This window comes from Pseudomonas sp. HD6422 (assembly GCF_025377065.1).
Taxonomy (GTDB): Bacteria; Pseudomonadota; Gammaproteobacteria; order Pseudomonadales; family Pseudomonadaceae; genus Aquipseudomonas; species Aquipseudomonas putida_U.
In genome coordinates this window covers 177,370-193,769 of the sequence record NZ_JAHWIW010000003.1, presented here as the reverse complement: position 1 = coordinate 193,769, position 16,400 = coordinate 177,370, and the positions used below count along the sequence as shown (strand labels likewise).

Below are 16,400 nucleotides of genomic sequence, written 5' to 3'. Positions count from 1 at the left end.
GATGATCGTTTCGGGAGTAACACCATGACTGAACCACTTCTCCGCCTCGCTTATTTCGCGATCGGGATCTACACCTTTGCCAGCGCCTTGATGACCAGCGAAATTCTTGGTCGCGCCGATACGCAGTCTGCGGTTGAAAAGCTGAGCATCGGTAGCATCTGGCTATCGTTCATTGCATTCGTCCTCATTGTTACCTGGGCCTCCAAAGAGGCTGCAGCTAACCCCGGTAAAAAAATGGCTGAGTCGTTCCTCCGGGTTTCGTACCTCACCATCGGCCTATTCTTCGGGACCTGCGCAGTCGCCAGCACCATGGCGTTGACTGCTTCGAATACTGCACTGCAGGATTGGTTCTGTGTCGGCGGCCTCTGGTTTGCCTTCATTACCTTCTGCGCGATCATGGTTGTGTCCAGCAAAGCTGGTCAGAATATGGGGCACAGCTCCACGGCCGAGGCGCATTCCGTATAGAGGTTTTGGGGTGATTTGATCGCTGGAAACTGTCAGAGTGAATTCTCATCCAGTTTGCCCAGCGAGGAACCATGGCAGACCAACATCACCCCCACCCAGCCTATGGCGGTATGGACGGCTATCGGGCCGTCCATCAAGCACTTTCGCGGGCTCTGGCTGAGCCCGCGGCCCAAGGAGATCATGCACACGGCGCTCGTGCGGGGGTTCCTCCTCAAGCAGATTGCACCTCAGATTCATGCCTTGCAGGTTGAATCATTCACACAACACCTCCTAGATGCCGGCGTCCCCACCGAACTGCTGAACCAGCTCACCCCTTACTTGACTGTCGGAGCAAAGCAGCTCCCTGCAGTAGACGTCCTGGTGGGTGCTGTTGGATGAGGGATACATTGACAACTGCATGCAGCACCAGTGGGGAGCCAGGCGCGCTTCACACGGTGATCTCAGGAGCAGGCAAAGGCGATACCTATTACGTCGACAGCTCAGGTGCACTGGTACGACAACCTGCTGGCGATCCATTCTCTTATATCAGCCATGATGCTTCGGGTGCGTTCCGACTCGAGCGTAATGTCGACGGTGGTCGCGTAGAGAGCACGATCAAATTCCACAACGGGATCATCATATCCGTCAGCGCTGATAGTGGCCTTGGGCACTTCGGTTACCGCTTTGCGCCGACATGGGTACGACAGAACCATGTCGGCGAACACCAAGAGCAGCTGGAGCCCGCAGTCGCAGAGCTAGTTGAGCTAATCCTGGCGGTGCAAGCCGGTGATCAGGTAGATCTAAGAGCTGATACCAGGCGGGTGATGGTGGGGTTAGCACTTTGCTCACCTGAGCTGCTCGGGCCAATAAATCCCGCTGATGCCTGGGCGATGCTTGATACCACACACGTGGAGGCGATCGCCAGCTGGGCAAGGTAACCCGGAAATCGGATTCACCTCGTACACCAGGTCATCTCTAGGCCCTTGCCCCGACAAGTCTTCATGAAGGGCTTCTGCCACATCAAGGGTACGTATCCAATGGAAGCAATTTCTAAGGAGTGTACCCATGAACCTCTCACCTACTGCCGGCAACACAACACCTCAACTCGGCTTCGAATTCTCCTCACTCGGTACTACCCCAGTCGGGGTCAACAAGTGCGGATCTACCTCGATTTCTGATCTGGACTTGCCCAGCACTACCGACTTCGAGGTTGGTGATGCTTTGTCTCGAATGATTGTGGATGACCGGGTACTCCATATGGGGATTACGAACTGGCGGGAACTCTTGGATCGCGCGATCTCCCTTGGCCATACCGAGCTTTATCCATCGGAAGATGGACGCCAGGGACTGAGAACGCCGGGCTTCCGATTCGGTCCGATCCATCGCTTGCCAGAGCAAGGTCCGGAGTACGTTCTGCAGACGGTCAATCGTCAGCGCATGCAAGCGGCTTTGGCCTCTGGGGTACCACTCAAATCGGGGCGCGTTGCAGTGGATGACGTGATGAAGGTCGACCTGGTGATCACTGGCGATGGTATGCAGCTCGGGCTGTTCAATGGCCGGAAGTCAGTCGGCACACTCCCGCTTGCCTTTGATGCTATCCCGTTACCGGGACACTGTGGCGCCGGCGGCCAGGACTTCGTTGGCTCATCTCTCATGACGATGCTTTCTAACGCGTTCCCTGAGACCGATGCTCCTCTGATGCACCGCGCGACCGTCGCTGCCTATGCACAGATTCTCAAAGGGTTGGGCGGCGGGGGTGCAAAATGAGCCGCGGCTTTAATTTAGCGGTTGTCCAGCATCTCATCGAGATCAACCACCCCGATTTGATGGTTGGGCAAATGACGCCTCGCCTGGTTCGAGCTGCAGGTGACGCAATTTCAGACGTGCTGCTCGACGATGGTTTTCAGCTTCAGACGAGCTTCATGGACGGCCAGGATGTCGTGCACTGCTATCTCAATCCGCGCACAGGCGAGATACTGGATGACATTGGATTTTCGGTAGGCCTTGTGAACCATGGGAATGGTGGACCAAGCCTTTCCGTTCTTCTACGGACAGAGGCACCGCTTGAAGTCCCGCCCGCTGGATTCAGTGATCCGCTGAGATGCGCCAGAAGCTGGTACTTGCCCATGTACAACAGCGCCACTGTGAAGGAATTGCGCTCTGTAGCCGGAGCTGCGCACTTGGCCCCTTGCTTTGAGTGGCGCGCGGCGGCGTAGCATAGGATTATGGTCTGATGGGTGGACACGAATGAAAAAGAAAACTAGCAGGAAGAAACGGCCATTCAATGCACTAAGGGATGCGCGTAACAAGCTTGGGTTGTCCCAGGTCGAGTTAGCCGAGCTACTTGATGTGGCCAGGACCACTATCCTTTCAGCTGAGCAAGATACCCCTAAGCCATGGATGCCCATCGCTTGCCTGGGCCTGGGCAACTTGATGTTCGTGGATGAAAGTGTAAAACCCCTAAGCGGGGAGCGCTTTGCATCCCATCGCGAGCGGTTGGGGCTGTCGCATGCAGGGCTTGCTTCAAAGCTTGGCTTCGCCGAAAGCACCATCAAAACTTGGGAGCGAACAGCGCCGCCGGTGTGGGCTCACCCGGTCATGATAGGACTTACCGCTCTATCGTTAATGCAGTAATTACAGGTGTTTGATTTTCGTAGAGCCTTTTTGGGTTGGCATAGGTAGGTGGGACGTTAACCTGTCTCTCTTCACTCAACAAACCTGAGGCGCGCTCTGCGATGTGGTTCAAAAATCTCCTGACTTATCGAATGACCCAAGATGTTTCACTGACCTGCGAAGCTCTGGAAGAAGCCCTTCGCAGCAAGCCGGCCAGGAAGCCAGAGAGTCAAGTTTTACAAACAGTTGGCTTCATCTCGCCAAGCAGCAAGAATCCTGAAGCGCCCCTTGCCCACAAAGTTGAGGGTGTCTACCTGTTAGCCCTTCGGACCTATGATCGCTTGCTGCCGCCAAGCGCGGTTGCTGATGAGTTGGCAGAGAAGGTCGAAGAAATCGAGACCTCTCAGGCCCGCAAGGTCTACAAGAAGGAGAAGGATCAACTCAAGGACGAAATCATTCAGTCCATGCTGCCGCGGGCCTTCATCAGGAAAAAGACAACCTATGCTGCGTTGGATCTGGTGAACAAGCTGATCTTCGTCAACACTTCAAGCGCAATTGCTGCTGAAGCACTCCTGTCGACGCTGCGTGAAGTGGTGGGCAGCCTTCCCGTTCGTCCCGTTACCGTAAAAATCGCGCCCACTGCCACGTTCACCGATTGGGTCAAGAACGGCCAGGCCGCAGAGAATTTCTACGTTCTGAATAACTGCACCCTCAAGGATCCCGACGAGGATGGCGGTGAGATCAACGTCAAGAACCAGGATCTGACTTCAGATGAGATCAAGCAGCTCATCGCAAGTGGGAAGGTCGTGACCAAGATCAGCCTTGCCTACAAAGATCTGGTGAGCTTTTCCCTCAACGATAAGCTTTCGGTGCAAGGGCTTCGTTTCGAGAGCCTGCTGCAGGAAAAGGCCGTTCAGGATGGCGGTGACGAGAAGGATGGCCAATTTGATGCGTCGTTCTTGTTGATGATGGCTACCCTGAACGAGGTAATCCCACAGTTGCTCACCGTCCTGGGCGGCGAAGAAATTCCTCAAGGCCTTTGATATGGGGAGGCCCGTGTTCAGCGGGCCCTTCTGGTGAAAGCATGAACCACGCTGACCGCTTCATCTTGGACACGCTTCAAACCGACGAGCTTCCTGACAGCTTTACGCTCGAGCAGGTCCAGGACCTGGTCCGCTCTGCGTTCGAGCACTCTGCGGACAAACAGTCGGACCTGGATGAGGAGCGAATTCGAAATCTACGAGCTGCACTTCTCAAGATTGAAGAAAGCTCCACTGATACTGTAGCTGGCCTCACTGCCAGGAACGCAAGGCTGCAAGATGACGACTGAAACCGATCCCCTAGTGATTCCTGCCATCTCTCCGCTCGTTTGCGGGCTACTCGCCGGCGCGTCCGAAGGTTTGATTTCTCTGGCTGAACGATTAGTTACTGGGTTTAGTCACGCAGGCTTACCTGCAAGCCTTCAACTCCATGGCGACTGGGCCCAGATATCCGTTACTGCAGCCGAAGGTCCTGTGAGCTTTGCCATCATGGAACAGGAGGTCCCGGGTCTCAGTTCTGGTGCGCTCCCATTGCGCCTCGGTGTCAGCTTGGCCTTCGGCATTCCCTCGGGTGAGGCCCTGCTGCATAAGCCCGATACGTTCTTCTACCTGCCGGCTTCATTTTCGGTCGACCAACTCGTAGCGCTCTGCCGCGGTACCTTCTCTCCGCGACAGTTCACGGATCTGCTCAACTTTTCGGTTCGTCATTCAATGTCCGCACCGAGAGATAGGTTCCCAGCCTCGATTCTTCTGATGATCGCGGACCGGACCCAGGTTCACACGGTTGGTGAAAAGCACTTTGAGCTTTGGACGCAGTCCCGCGGAGTCATTGATATTGTCCAGCTGAGGGCCACTAACAATCCCCACGAAGCGGCGGCAGAGGCCAAGGAGATGGGGTATGACCCTACGATTTATCGTTGCCAGTCGGGCGCTTTCGTCCCCTTCAAAATCACCGATGGCGGACCATTTCTATGATCGGTCTGCGGGCGAAATTGCTAGTGGGGTTGATGTGTCTGGGCGCTGGCGCGGCCCAAGCAGCAACAGTGACTACCCTTAAAAAGCCAGTTCAAACTGCACTGAAGGCGGACTCGATCGTATGCACCCACCCAGAGTCCCTGTATCTGATCTACGAAGGCAGTTCGATCGCATTGGTCGGTGGTGGTAGCGAAGCATTCCAGGCCTATTTCACCGCAGCCGGGAAAGTTTTCGAGGCACGGTCTGAATGCTTGGTGCAGTCAGAGAGCATATCCGTGAACGTCGAGGCCTACGCCACGCTCAATAACCCGCTGAAGGCTGAGCCTGTTGTCTACGGTCGATTCGGGGTCAAGGGATCTGATAACAAGGTTTGGGCCACGATTGGGAATCTTCCAGCATTCGAAGCTGAGGGGCTGCGAACTGGCCTTGTGAAAAGGGCGACGCCCCAAGCGGCAACGACGAAGTAAGCGCGACCAGAGCTTCACAGTACCTGGTTGCGCTCTGCTTTACGTCAATGCGGTCGTGATGATCACGGCCGCGTGTCCCCGCTCACTTTATTGCGCAATATTCCTTGAGCTCGGCGATCCTCGCATCCGAGTAGATGTCACCCTTTGGAATCTTGCGAGTCTCCGTCCGCTCAGTGGTCTGAGTAATACCTGGGATGCCATCGCTAGCCTGCGTGATTTCATACACGATCCGAACGTCGTGGCACGGTTGGGGGACGCACCCCTTCTCGGACGAACAGATTTTAGCGGCCTTCTCTACATAGGCTTCTGTCTGCCGGCAAACGATCGTCGAAAAACCTGCCTTGCAAGTAAAACCCTCAAGCTTGAGGTCATTCACGAGATCGGCGGTTGAAGGACTGGGGTCGTTAATCCACGCTGATGTGCAGCCTGACAAGGAAGCTACTGCGACCAGTAGCAGACCTGCCGCGGGCTTACGCACGATCGGTCTCCGCTTGGCGCTGGGCTTGGATCCGCTGATAGATCTCCTCTCGATGCACCTCAACGTCGGTGGGTGCGGTGATCCCCAAGCGGACATGGTTACCATTGACGCCCAATACTGTAATGGTGATGTCATCACCGATGTTCACGGTTTCGCCGATGCGGCGGGTAAGAATCAGCATGGAGCCTCCTATTAGCTGATGCGACCATATCCCCTGGCCCTCACGGATGCACGCCAAAATAGGGCTCCGTAATTCACGCACAAATGGTAAGTGAATTACGGCACCCCATTTTGGCGTGCATTCGTATTTTGAGCCGTTATCCTCGAGAGCTGAACTGTTTTCGAGATTCAAACTGTGCAGATTTCGCTCAAGAAGACCACGCTGGCCCTTGCAGCCCTGGCACTAGCTGTTGGTGCATATGCAGCCCTGAAGCCCGCCAACTCACCACAATCTATGTCAGTTCGCCAGGTTGAGGACGCCGACACGGTCAAGGCAGCTATCGTGAACGGATTTGCCAGTGCACCTGACGCATTTAATCTCCCGGCTGCATCGCGCCGGCTCGCCTACTCCAGGCTAGATGGTTACGCCGTCTGCACCTCATCAGTCGAAGCGACCGCAGCCCAGTACATCGAGGTGTCAGAACTGCTCGATAAAGCCGTGAAGCATGTGGCCCAGTTTCAGCGCGCAGTTAACGGAGTAATGGATTCAAAAATCGGGATGACTGATTGCGATTTCCGGGTCATCTCGGCCATCGGCCGGGTAGCTGTTGGGCACTGAACTCGAAAACGTGAGTGTCGACTCAGTCTTACCAACGACACCTCCACATCATTCACTGGTGAGCGCGCTCACCACTTAGGCTTTAACCACCACGATGCTGAATCTGCATTGTGGGGTGCAAGGGTAACCAAGCATGGATCACAGCAGCCCAACTACCGATCAGCTCCCAGGTTTAGAGCGGGTTCCAGTCACAGTCGGCCAGCCCGAGAATGCCAATTCTGCTCGGGTGCGCAGCATGCAAATGCGCAGCTCCCAACGCCGGCTGGGCACCACGGCACAGGGTGAACTGTTTAACCCCTATGAGATTCGGTTGGGGGATGCGGACCATAGCAACCTGGTTTCGATCTACGATGCGCTACCCCGTTTCAGCTGGGCATCGAAGACGGTTCGCGATATGAGCCAGATGACGACTCAGCTTGAGGGTAGCCTCAATGGCCAACCCTTCCGCGTAATCATGAAAGCTGTGAGCATGGAACTGCCGGTTAAGGTCAAGGGCAAGGCCACAGGCCAGATGGAATGGGTTGGGTTGTACCCAGGCAGCCGCGAGGAGTGTGTCGAGGAAGCCCTTCGTAAGTTCAGCACCCAACCTGGGCGATTTAACGAAGCCGAATGCTCAGTGCGGTTTAGCCTCTATGACCTGCGGAAAGAGCTTAAGTCGGTCGGCCACACCTACACCTACGATGAGCTGCGCCAGGCCCTGGACATCCTTGCTAAATCCAGCCTGACAATCCAGACCCGGGCTGCGAACGGCGACAAGATTGACATCACCTCCAACTATCTTCCCCTCCTCTACCTGCGAAGCAAGAACAAGAACAGCAAGGACTACATCGAGGTGAAGGACATCTCGGACGCTGACAAGGGGGATGCAACTCTCTGTATGGCAGTCCTCCACCCCCTCATTTCCAGAGGTATTGAGTGTGGTGACTTCCGGCTCTACCACTACGCCACATCGATGCGACTGACGAATAGCCTGGCCAAGATTTTGAACCGTGAGCTGTCCATGGGGTGGCGCAACGCCTCGCCAGCTCATCCTTATCGGTTCCACCTGGTCGAATTCCTCAGCAATACGGCGAGAGGCCTTTCGAAGCGGATGCCCGAAGATTTTCGCGCTGTGAATATCGCCCTGGCTGAACTGGTGAAGGAAGAGGTCCTATCGAGCTTCAAGTCCACTCCCATCAAGAAGCTCAAGGGTAAGGGGGCGATCGACTACGTGTACGAGGTTTTGCCGACCAACAAGTTCGTCAGCATGATAATTGAGGGGCACCGCCGGGAAAAAAGCCGGGAACTCGCCCTCAGTGCCTAGCCCTGGCCCGCCATGTCACTCAAGCCCGCTCTGCGGGCTTTTTTGTGCCCGCGCGTTGATGTCAGGTAGTTAGGATTGGCTCACGATACTTTCCACGCACCAATGCTTGGTGCCCTTTCGCGTCGGCTTGAAACAGGGGGAGGCTCAAGCCCTTTAACGGGTAGTGACCCGCTGGTGGGGCCGCGCCGGCATAGTCAGGATTGGTACACTTTTGATCGTCACAGTTATGTTGGCTGCTCGGCGGTTCTGGTGCTGCCCGGTTCAGGATGGTGCCTAAACAAATGCGGCATCCACACCCCCCCTTACCGCAAATGATGAAGCAATCCTGACTAGTAGCCATCTACCTGTTGCCGGAAACGGTGCTATCGATAGTCAGGATTAGTGCACTTTTCTACTCCATAACCTGCCCACCGGCACTCCGTTCCAGCAACGGGTCGGAGGAGTCACCGGCCCGGACAGCCTGAGGAGCGCCACTATGCACTTCAAGCGCGACGGCGACTCCTGTTCCTCTACATCGTTTGCTTCGAAGGCGGGTGTCAGTCAGGACAGAGACCATGCGGCAATGACAGATCGCAGAGACCTGGGAAGACCCCTGGCCTTGTAGAGGTCCGGTAAACCGGATAAGCGCACGATTCAGTCCCCGTCGCTGGCGCTGAATTGCCCGCATGTAGTAAGGATTGATGCACGATTAGGAGGGTGACGTGTAATCAGGATTGGTTCACGATTCTCAGGGTCCAAGCACGAAAGATCGCATCAAACGGCTACCTCGTTCAGTCGCAACTCATAGTGATTCCTGGCGGCACAGCGTTCAGGTGCCACAGAAAAAGTTAGGATTGGTACACGATAGATGCGGCGCTATGGACGCCCGATACCTAAGCCTTGCCCCTTCTTTTTCCTGAAGGTGAGCGGCGAGTTCACTGCGATCTACCTTATACAGTAGTCAGGTATGCTTCACGGTTGTAGTGAGGATTAGCCCACCCGAACATTTTATGTCTAGTTATCCACAGAAAAGGGGCAGAAAAACCAACCTGACCTAGTAAGGTTTAGTTCACGGTCGTCTTCACGGTAGGCAGGATTAGTTCACGATCAGGTTTCATACAGTAAGGATTGGCCCATGTTTTTATCTGCCGAAATCCCCTCTAGTCAGGTTTGAACCACGGTAGACGTCAGGTTTAGTCCACGTTGAGTCTCTCAAGCCCCCGGCCCTGCTGGGTTTCGTCGATCCTTCCTTTCTGCTTCCTTTTCCTATTCATTCCTTTGTTCTGACCGGTTCTGGCACGCGCCGGATTGAAGGTAAATGCCCTCACTTCACTGCGAGGATTTACCCATGCAAAGACTCACACCCTACGGCTGGTTTTCAGTCACCTGCTTTGTTGCAGGTGTGCTCTTAGGGAGCTTGGCAATTGGCTTCATGTTGCTTACATCTTCGCCTGTGCCAATTGGGGCAACGCTCATAGCCTTTGCTGTGGCTTTTTCCCCTGTCTGTCTTATGGCCCTGCTGATCTCACGCATCATCCCTATGATGGGGTGGTTACTAGCCCCAAGCCTTACGATGGCAGGGTTGGCTGTGCCACTGGACTTTGCCTTTGCTTGTCTCCTGGGAAGCATGAGTGAGCGTGCCCTACAGCTGACAATAGTCGCTCTCACCGTTATCGCCATCCTCTGCTTACGCAAGCTCTTGGACCCCGCCACCGTCAGAATGAACATTCGCAAATTCCGCGCAAAGCCTGATGTTTCACCACGCCCCGCCCTTGGAGCTTCCACACAATGACTACCAACTCCCCAAATGCATCCATGGATCAAACCTTACTAGGGCGCTCGAAGAAGTGGTTGGCAAGCGAACCAACCCTCCTGCAAATCAAGGCTGCTCTCTCAGCCATGGTCGCCAAAGTGGCTAAAGGTGAGTTGCCTGACAATGCAGACTTTCGATCCACGGCCGACGAGCTCATTCAGTGCTATGTAGATCGTGAAGGGGACCTGGCGGACCTGCCTCAGATCCCGGAGGTGATCAGCCAGGAGCAATCTTCAATTACTGTCCCCACGCCTGTCGCGCCGGCGGAGTTCGACTGTGGGAGCCTTCACCCTGACGGCGAACCAGCTGCTCCGCTGAGCTTGGAGGAGAAGCGGCGAAGGCTTCTGATTATCAAGTCCTCACTGGTTCGACCAGGAGGATTCTGATGAACCCGCTTGAACTAGCGAAGGCATGGCTCTCTGATGAGAAGCCCAGCACGGAGGAGATTCAGCAGTCGATCGACAACCTGTGCCATCAGGTCGCTCGCCCTCCGGCCGGTGTGAGTGTTGAGCAACTGCAAGCCGCGATTGCTCATTTGATGGGGGTGATTGGCAGGGACCTTTCGGAACTAGTGCTTCCAGAGGCCCCGCCTAAAGCTGAATTGGATCTCGGCCCCTTGGGCGGGCAAGACGATGACGCTGTGACCCCTCTGAGCCCCGCAGAGCGACGACAGCGCTTTGAAGAGCTCAAGATCGATCTAAGCGCTCCGTTCTAGTCTCCTGCCCTCTTACGCCCTTTCAGGGGCTCAGAGGGCAGTGCCGGCACAACTGACGCCTCAACCAAGAGGTCAGCGTCGAATAGGCGCATGATTTCTTTGAGGTTGGGATCTTTCAGCAGAAGGGCCAGGGCTGGATTCGTTTTCGATATCACGGCCCACGCCTCTCGTTTGTGTTTCTCAGCGAGCCCGCTGAGCATCACGTATCTCTCCCCCCTTGGTACCACAGGCACCGAGAAGGTGCTCATCCACGGGCTTTCATTCTCATCAGACATGGCGCACCAGCGATCGTTGACCTGTGTCCACTGTGCCGTGTTTTCCTCCTGCAGCAAGTCGAAACATAGCCATGGAATTCGGAGGGCGTGTTTTGGATTGTCTTGTCTGGCCTGGCGGTTAGAATCGGCTGAATCATGGGCTAAGACTGACCGCTAACATGGCAACTGCACTAATTCTCACCGACAACGCTGCTGAGGCGTTTCATTGCCAGCAGATCCTCACAGATCTATTCGACAAGGTTCGCGCCTGCAATACCGTGGGGGGAGCGGCCAGAGAATTAGCTGAATCCAGTCCAGACCTGGTCATTGTGTTTGGCTTGCAGGGGTTCAGTGGTCAGGCATCAAAAGCTGCGGCCCAGGTGATCTCCGGGCCGATACCTACAGTGCTCATGTGCCCAGGCCTCCATGTTGTGGGTAGCACTGATCCTGAGCGGTCTGTACGCGTAGTCCCTCCGCTCAATCGGACAAACACTTTCAAGGCACTCGACGCGCTCGGCCTGGCCGGGCTCGTGAAGCCAATTCACCCTTAAAAGATCGCCGCCTAGCCGATTAAGGACATCCATGCTTAAGCCACTGTTCAGCGTTGCTGCACTCTGCCTCGCTATTGCCGGCTGCGCCAGCAAGCCCGAGTTCAATCACAACACTTACCAGTACGATTCAAAGCAGCATTCGGGGACTGTTTCTGTCTCTGAAACCACGAATGTGCCGAGTGAGCAGTGCACTGATCGGTGGCGCGACGAGCGAACCTATCAGCCGTCAGGTGTCCCCCAGCTCACGGGCTTCCGACTGGAGATTCAAATCCATGACCAAAGCGCTGATACCTACGGGAACCTGATCAAAGTAGAGCTCCCGTCAAATCACGGCAGAGACGTGGTGGTTCGCGACTTCCAAAAAGACAAGACCCTCATGCTTGGGGTTGACAGCAATGGCTTGGTCAAGCAGGGCGATCTGTTCTTCTTCCCCGAAGGCTATTTCGTCCGCGCGGCTCAGCCTCAGTTCAATGAGGACGAAGTGAGCTTCTGTCTTGGGGTTGACCGCACATACGTCCCGGATGCCGACCTGAATTCCCCTAACCCCCTGATCCGAATGGACCGCCTCAATGTCCGCTTCATTGCTGAGCCAGGGGTCGAGAAGACCTTTACCTTCGGCTCGATCCAGCCGGTGAGCGTTTCTGTTCGGGCGGTACCACTGTGATCACGAAATCTGTTCTGGTTTTTGAACCAGGTCTCGGTGTGGCCATGTCGATTGATGGCCTGACCGCTATCGAGCTGGCGCAGTACGCCATGGGGCATTACGAAAGTCTGTTCAAGACACTTCCGGTGACTTACCCGGAGGGTAAGACAGCGTTCCTCATCGACGTGCTCTGCAACGGTTATACGGAGTGCGAGCGTGTCACGGCGTGGTCTGGCGTCCCTGAGGTGATCGACTTCGATTTTGAGAAGTATCCACCCACCACGAAAGCAATGCTTGATCACGACACCTTCGGTGACGTGCACGCCCTCAAGCACATCATGATCAAATTCACTAACACCCTTTGAGGTTTCACCAATGCGTTGGATTGGTTTCACGCTCTGTCTACTCCCATTGGTAGCTCACGCAGCGCCTGAGCTACAGGTGTCTGTTGCTTCGGGCAGTGAGGTTCCACAGGCATTCAAGTACGCCATCGACGGGGCCAAGTACGACCTTGATCTGCGTGACAGCCACCGCTATCAAGCAGCGTTCAAAGACACTGCAACCAAGCGTGATGTCTGCCGCGAGGGTGAGTACAAGACCGGGCTTCTGCTCACGCTGCGTTCATTGCCCAAGACCGGCGATGGAGCGCAGCCTGTCGAGATCATCGGTCAGGTATCCAAGCTTGATGGTGTGACAGATGGCCAGCGCTTCTCCTGCGGCTCCAACCAGGTCGTGAAAATGAGTAACCAGGCATTCTCCGACACGGTTCAGGTTGAGCCTAATCGGACCAAAGTCGTAGTCATCGACGGCAAATACACGGTCATCCTCAAAGTGCTGTGACAATCCCTTAAGGCGCGTGCTGGGGGCTCAAACATGTGGCAATACTCCCGCGTTGACCATCTCCGCCCCCAAGCGGTCTGTTTCTTCTGCAACAGGCCGCTACGCAGCCTGAAGGGCATTGTGATAACTGACGGCACACTTGAGGCCAATGCCGGCCCCAATTGCGCTAAGAGGATGCTCGGGCCACCAGAGGAGCGGCTGCTAGATGTAAGCCGCCTGGCGCTCCTGGTTGTATCTGACAGTGACTTCGATACCGATTCCCCAACGCTTGATGCAGCCGCAGCTTCAACTCCTCAGTTGGTTTCTGTCTCCCAGGCTGCACTGCCGAACCGTGGTCCACTACCTCCACTAGACAGATTGATTCAGTACCTCAGGCTCCGGTACGAATGCATGGGGGAGTTCTCCCATCATCGCTCATCCCTTCTCAACGATGCCTATGACGCTTTCACCCTGCATGGCGAACTGAGCGAGGAGCAGAGGAAGCGTGTGGCCGGGACCATTCGGAATGCGGCCGAACTGAACCTGATTTTTAGTGAGGCCAACGTCAAGCGCTGCATCGGCCTTAATCATTGGCTGCATGAGGCAGTGGCGCACACGCATTCTGATCGCCGTGGGTTTCTCGAGGCGATGCTTAGAAAGCTCCACTCGCAGTGGTTTTTGACCGCAGGGCAAATCGCCGCTGTCAACAAGTGGGGGAAGCAGCTGCGAAAGCGAGTGCATACATTCCCCCACCTCGACACTGAAGCCTTTGTGGGCGTACGTCTCCCATCGTTCATGCAATCCAAGAGCAAGGGAACGTAGTGCGACCGACAGCGTAAAGTTGAGCGTTTAACTGCCACTGAGATTCGAGGCGGGTGGGGTTCTGGCACACGACCTTAGGCCTAACAATTTGCCCATCCAAACAGAACGAGCCCTTTACCGTGACCAACCTCAATCACTCCGCAATCGACATCGATGTTGATCCTTCCCTCAATGGTGTTCGCATCCCACTGGATCAAATCCGGCGCAATCCTAAAATCGACCCTCGTAAAGGCCGTAACAAGGCACTTTATGCTCAAATGAAGCAAAGCGTTCGGAATCAAGGCGTCCTCCAAGCAATTCTGCTACGCCCAACTGGCGATGCGAACGTCCCGTATGAGGTGGTCTTCGGCAATACGCGATACGACATTTCGGTCGAACTGGAACTGGCTGATATCCCCGCGATAGTCCGTGAGATGACTGACGCAGAGGCGCGGCGTGCTGCTACAACCGAAAACCTCCAGCGTGCCGACCTCACCCCTCTTGAGGAGGCATATGCAGCTGTCACCACTCTGGAAGATGAAAACAACAATCACGATGAAGCATGTCTGATCCTTGGGTGGAACCGTCAAAAGCTCGACTCCCGAATCCTTCTGTCAAAGTGCTGTGACGAGGTCGCTGAGGCGCTCGTTCAGGGTGAGATCAAGCTCGGCCATGCTGAACTGCTAGCTCCTATGGTTCCTGAGGATCAGCGTACTATTTGCTCGCGCATCATTGAGCGGAAAATGAATGTAGCGGCCACCCGTGAGCGGCTCATTCAGTTGTCCGGGGTCATTGCCAACGCACCCTTTGATACCACCGAATGCCAAACCTGTGAGCACAACAGTTCCCGCTACGGCGATCTGTTTAGCGCATCGGTAGGTGACGCTAAATGCCAGAACCGCACCTGCTGGGACAAAAAGACGTCCAGCCTCATTGAGGTGAAGCTGATTGAGGCGAAGCAGGAGTATGGGGTTGTACATACCGACCTGACCCTCCCAGATGGCGGATACGTCCTGCTAGAGGACAAGGGGCAGAATGGTGTTGGTGTTCAGCAGTTTTCAGCCTGCACTGGCTGCGAAAACTATGGTGCAGTTGTAAGCACCAAGCCCGGGCAAGAGGGCCGGATTGTGGGTGGACACTGCTTCAACAAAAGCTGTCACGCTGAGCACAACAAAGCCTATAAGGCGCTCATTCAAGCCGCGACCGCTGCCCCAGCAGCAAGTCAAGGACAGGCGGCTGGTCAAAGCCAAGCCCCGACAGCAGCAACGAATGGTGCAGTCAAAGATGCGGCCAGCAAGCCGGGGTCTACCGCGCCAGCAAAGCCGCAAGAGGTCAAGAAGGCAATTAAGCGTGAGGCATTCAGTCTGTTCTCGCAGATGGGCGTGAAGGCAATTCACGGGAATATGTCCTACGCATTGGCGATCAGCATTGTCTCGATGTACCTCGAAATGCGCTCCGATCTGCCGAACGAATTGCTGGCACGCATGCAGAAGGTGATTGGCCTCCCGAGCACAATGTATGGCCATGAGCGTGCTAACGCTGAAGCCGCGCTGGCCATGAAACCCGTCGAGGAACTGCAGAGTTACCTGAGCCAACTTGCGGCATGCACAGTGTTCCGTCGCGACATTTCTGACCAGTTCCAAAAGTCGATTCCAGGTGCGCAATCCCTCGCCTTCATCCAAGCCGCAGGAATGGACCCAGTCGATCATTTCAAGATGACAGAGAGTTACCTTAAGGCACTCACCAAAGCAGGTGTTATTGCTGACTGTAAGGCCAGTGGTTTCGATGTGAAGTATGACGAGGTAAAGGGTGAAAAAGAGTTCGCAAAACTCACCGCTGGCAAGTCAGACGAACTGATTAAAGCGGTGCTTGCTTTCACTGAATTCAGCTGGAAAGGGTATCTGCCAGAAGCCATGAAAATTTCCGCCTATGACGGTTCTGCCACAGCTTAATCGCCCCCAAACTGGCTCCAACTTAACGAGGAACTACTTACATGAGCACTTTTCTTCAATCCGTAGGCGCGGTACTCACTACCGGCCTTAAAGCTACCGTCCAGCTGGAAGGGTTGGCCGATGGCAACATCAAACTGATGTATACCCCCGAGATCGGGCCTACCCCGGAGAACGCCAGCGAAGCTGTTGTGCAGCTGCGTGCCGCTATCTCGAAACCCATGGTTGTGAGCGGCGCGCCTGCTGAGATTGAGGAGGCATTCGCCACCTTGATCTCAAGCAAGGCCGCAGTGGTTGCCCGTGGCTTGAGCGCACTGGACGAAATCGAGCGGCTCGCTAACGCAGCTGTTGGTGAGGCAAAAGCGAAACCATCGGCGACTCCACCAGCCGCCTCAGACATCCGCGATGATGATGGTGAAGAAGGTGACGAAGGCGAGGCTGAAGCCAGCGGGACCAAACCATCCAACGCTCCAGCACCTGCCCCAGCAGTGCCTGGTGCTGCTGCATCGCAGTTCTAAGGGGGACTTATGACCGTATCCATTTTGACCCTCAGCCGCGTGTTCCGCTTCTCTGGCCGTGATCTGCCTGATCCTGATCCGAGCCTCGAGCCGAAGGATGTGCTCAAGCACTACGCACGGCAGTTCCCCCGCCTGAATGGTGGCAAGGTAATCGACCCAGTCAACGAAGGAGACACGCAGGTCTATGAGTTCCGACAAGGCAATTTCGGCGACCGCGGTTAGTCCGGTCGATCAACTCAGGGCGTGGGCGGGCGGTGCAG

At 55.4% G+C, this 16,400-nt stretch carries 23 protein-coding genes; 21 read left to right on the top strand and 2 right to left on the bottom strand.

What is annotated here, in order from left to right; genetic code table 11:
- Positions 1-24: 24 nt before the first annotated feature.
- The 9 genes from KY379_RS03215 (at position 25) to KY379_RS03175 (ending at position 5,539) form a co-directional block, all read left to right on the top strand.
- Entirely contained in the window at positions 25-465 is a 441-nt protein-coding gene (locus KY379_RS03215) for a hypothetical protein (protein WP_084851320.1), read from the top strand.
- Positions 466-899: 434 nt separating this feature from the next.
- Positions 900-1,382, top strand: coding sequence for a hypothetical protein (locus tag KY379_RS03210; RefSeq protein ID WP_139813940.1), 483 nt, complete (start codon positions 900-902; stop codon positions 1,380-1,382).
- A 127-nt stretch (positions 1,383-1,509) separates the two neighbouring features.
- Entirely contained in the window at positions 1,510-2,211 is a 702-nt protein-coding gene (locus KY379_RS03205; protein WP_084851313.1) for a hypothetical protein, read from the top strand.
- Entirely contained in the window at positions 2,208-2,660 is a 453-nt protein-coding gene (locus KY379_RS03200; protein WP_143515260.1) for a hypothetical protein, read from the top strand. The genes KY379_RS03205 and KY379_RS03200 overlap by 4 nt, the downstream gene beginning before the upstream one ends.
- A gap of 31 nt (positions 2,661-2,691) precedes the next feature.
- On the top strand, positions 2,692-3,078 hold the full coding sequence (locus KY379_RS03195; protein WP_084851310.1) for a helix-turn-helix domain-containing protein: 387 nt from the start codon (positions 2,692-2,694) through the stop codon (positions 3,076-3,078).
- Between the two features lie 101 nt (positions 3,079-3,179).
- Positions 3,180-4,100: a recombination-associated protein RdgC gene (rdgC, locus tag KY379_RS03190; protein WP_102059470.1), complete on the top strand. Its 921-nt coding sequence runs from the start codon at positions 3,180-3,182 to the stop codon at positions 4,098-4,100.
- A 41-nt stretch (positions 4,101-4,141) separates the two neighbouring features.
- The gene (locus tag KY379_RS03185; RefSeq protein WP_102059471.1) at positions 4,142-4,387 is read left to right on the top strand and encodes a hypothetical protein; all 246 of its coding nucleotides are present in this window, start codon (positions 4,142-4,144) and stop codon (positions 4,385-4,387) included.
- Complete coding sequence (locus tag KY379_RS03180) at positions 4,377-5,072, top strand: hypothetical protein (RefSeq protein WP_084851304.1); 696 nt, start codon at positions 4,377-4,379, stop codon at positions 5,070-5,072. Before KY379_RS03185 ends, KY379_RS03180 begins: the two co-directional genes overlap by 11 nt.
- Positions 5,069-5,539: a hypothetical protein gene (locus KY379_RS03175; protein ID WP_084851303.1), complete on the top strand. Its 471-nt coding sequence runs from the start codon at positions 5,069-5,071 to the stop codon at positions 5,537-5,539. The genes KY379_RS03180 and KY379_RS03175 overlap by 4 nt, the downstream gene beginning before the upstream one ends.
- 470 nt (positions 5,540-6,009) lie before the next feature.
- On the opposite strand, the gene csrA is transcribed toward KY379_RS03175, so the two are convergent.
- Positions 6,010-6,198 (bottom strand): carbon storage regulator CsrA, encoded by a 189-nt coding sequence (gene csrA, locus KY379_RS03170; RefSeq protein ID WP_084851301.1) that lies wholly within the window; start codon positions 6,196-6,198, stop codon positions 6,010-6,012.
- Positions 6,199-6,372: 174 nt separating this feature from the next.
- Between csrA and KY379_RS03165 the strand changes: the two genes are divergently transcribed.
- The 5 genes from KY379_RS03165 to KY379_RS03145 all read left to right on the top strand — a co-directional run bounded on the left by KY379_RS03165 (position 6,373) and on the right by KY379_RS03145 (position 10,605).
- On the top strand, positions 6,373-6,795 hold the full coding sequence (locus KY379_RS03165) for a hypothetical protein (RefSeq protein ID WP_084851299.1): 423 nt from the start codon (positions 6,373-6,375) through the stop codon (positions 6,793-6,795).
- Positions 6,796-6,928: 133 nt separating this feature from the next.
- Positions 6,929-8,098, top strand: a complete 1,170-nt coding sequence (locus KY379_RS03160) for a replication protein (protein WP_224372717.1) — start codon at positions 6,929-6,931, stop codon at positions 8,096-8,098.
- Between the two features lie 1,327 nt (positions 8,099-9,425).
- Complete coding sequence (locus tag KY379_RS03155; RefSeq protein ID WP_084851297.1) at positions 9,426-9,869, top strand: hypothetical protein; 444 nt, start codon at positions 9,426-9,428, stop codon at positions 9,867-9,869.
- The gene (locus tag KY379_RS03150; protein ID WP_084851296.1) at positions 9,866-10,276 is read left to right on the top strand and encodes a hypothetical protein; all 411 of its coding nucleotides are present in this window, start codon (positions 9,866-9,868) and stop codon (positions 10,274-10,276) included. Before KY379_RS03155 ends, KY379_RS03150 begins: the two co-directional genes overlap by 4 nt.
- A complete protein-coding gene (locus tag KY379_RS03145) occupies positions 10,276-10,605 on the top strand; it encodes a hypothetical protein (RefSeq protein ID WP_084851294.1) in 330 nt (109 codons plus the stop codon). Before KY379_RS03150 ends, KY379_RS03145 begins: the two co-directional genes overlap by 1 nt.
- Here the strand turns inward: KY379_RS03145 and KY379_RS03140 are convergent.
- Positions 10,602-10,880 (bottom strand): hypothetical protein, encoded by a 279-nt coding sequence (locus tag KY379_RS03140; protein ID WP_084851454.1) that lies wholly within the window; start codon positions 10,878-10,880, stop codon positions 10,602-10,604. The two genes, KY379_RS03145 and KY379_RS03140, sit on opposite strands and share 4 nt — an antisense overlap.
- A 561-nt stretch (positions 10,881-11,441) precedes the next feature.
- On the opposite strand from KY379_RS03140, the gene KY379_RS03135 reads away from it, so the two are divergent.
- The 7 genes from KY379_RS03135 to KY379_RS03105 all read left to right on the top strand — a co-directional run bounded on the left by KY379_RS03135 (position 11,442) and on the right by KY379_RS03105 (position 16,362).
- Positions 11,442-12,074 carry a hypothetical protein gene (locus tag KY379_RS03135; protein ID WP_084851290.1) on the top strand — a complete coding sequence of 211 codons (633 nt, stop codon included), beginning with the start codon at positions 11,442-11,444 and terminating at the stop codon, positions 12,072-12,074.
- Entirely contained in the window at positions 12,071-12,418 is a 348-nt protein-coding gene (locus KY379_RS03130) for a hypothetical protein (protein WP_084851288.1), read from the top strand. The genes KY379_RS03135 and KY379_RS03130 overlap by 4 nt, the downstream gene beginning before the upstream one ends.
- 10 nt (positions 12,419-12,428) lie before the next feature.
- A complete protein-coding gene (locus KY379_RS03125; protein WP_084851286.1) occupies positions 12,429-12,893 on the top strand; it encodes a hypothetical protein in 465 nt (154 codons plus the stop codon).
- Between the two features lie 390 nt (positions 12,894-13,283).
- Entirely contained in the window at positions 13,284-13,694 is a 411-nt protein-coding gene (locus KY379_RS03120) for a hypothetical protein (protein ID WP_084851453.1), read from the top strand.
- A gap of 119 nt (positions 13,695-13,813) precedes the next feature.
- Positions 13,814-15,625 carry a PRTRC system ParB family protein gene (locus KY379_RS03115; protein WP_230396065.1) on the top strand — a complete coding sequence of 604 codons (1,812 nt, stop codon included), beginning with the start codon at positions 13,814-13,816 and terminating at the stop codon, positions 15,623-15,625.
- Between the two features lie 41 nt (positions 15,626-15,666).
- The gene (locus KY379_RS03110; RefSeq protein WP_084851285.1) at positions 15,667-16,140 is read left to right on the top strand and encodes a PRTRC system protein E; all 474 of its coding nucleotides are present in this window, start codon (positions 15,667-15,669) and stop codon (positions 16,138-16,140) included.
- A 9-nt stretch (positions 16,141-16,149) separates the two neighbouring features.
- Positions 16,150-16,362 carry a PRTRC system protein C gene (locus KY379_RS03105; RefSeq protein ID WP_084851283.1) on the top strand — a complete coding sequence of 71 codons (213 nt, stop codon included), beginning with the start codon at positions 16,150-16,152 and terminating at the stop codon, positions 16,360-16,362.
- Positions 16,363-16,400: the final 38 nt, after the last annotated feature.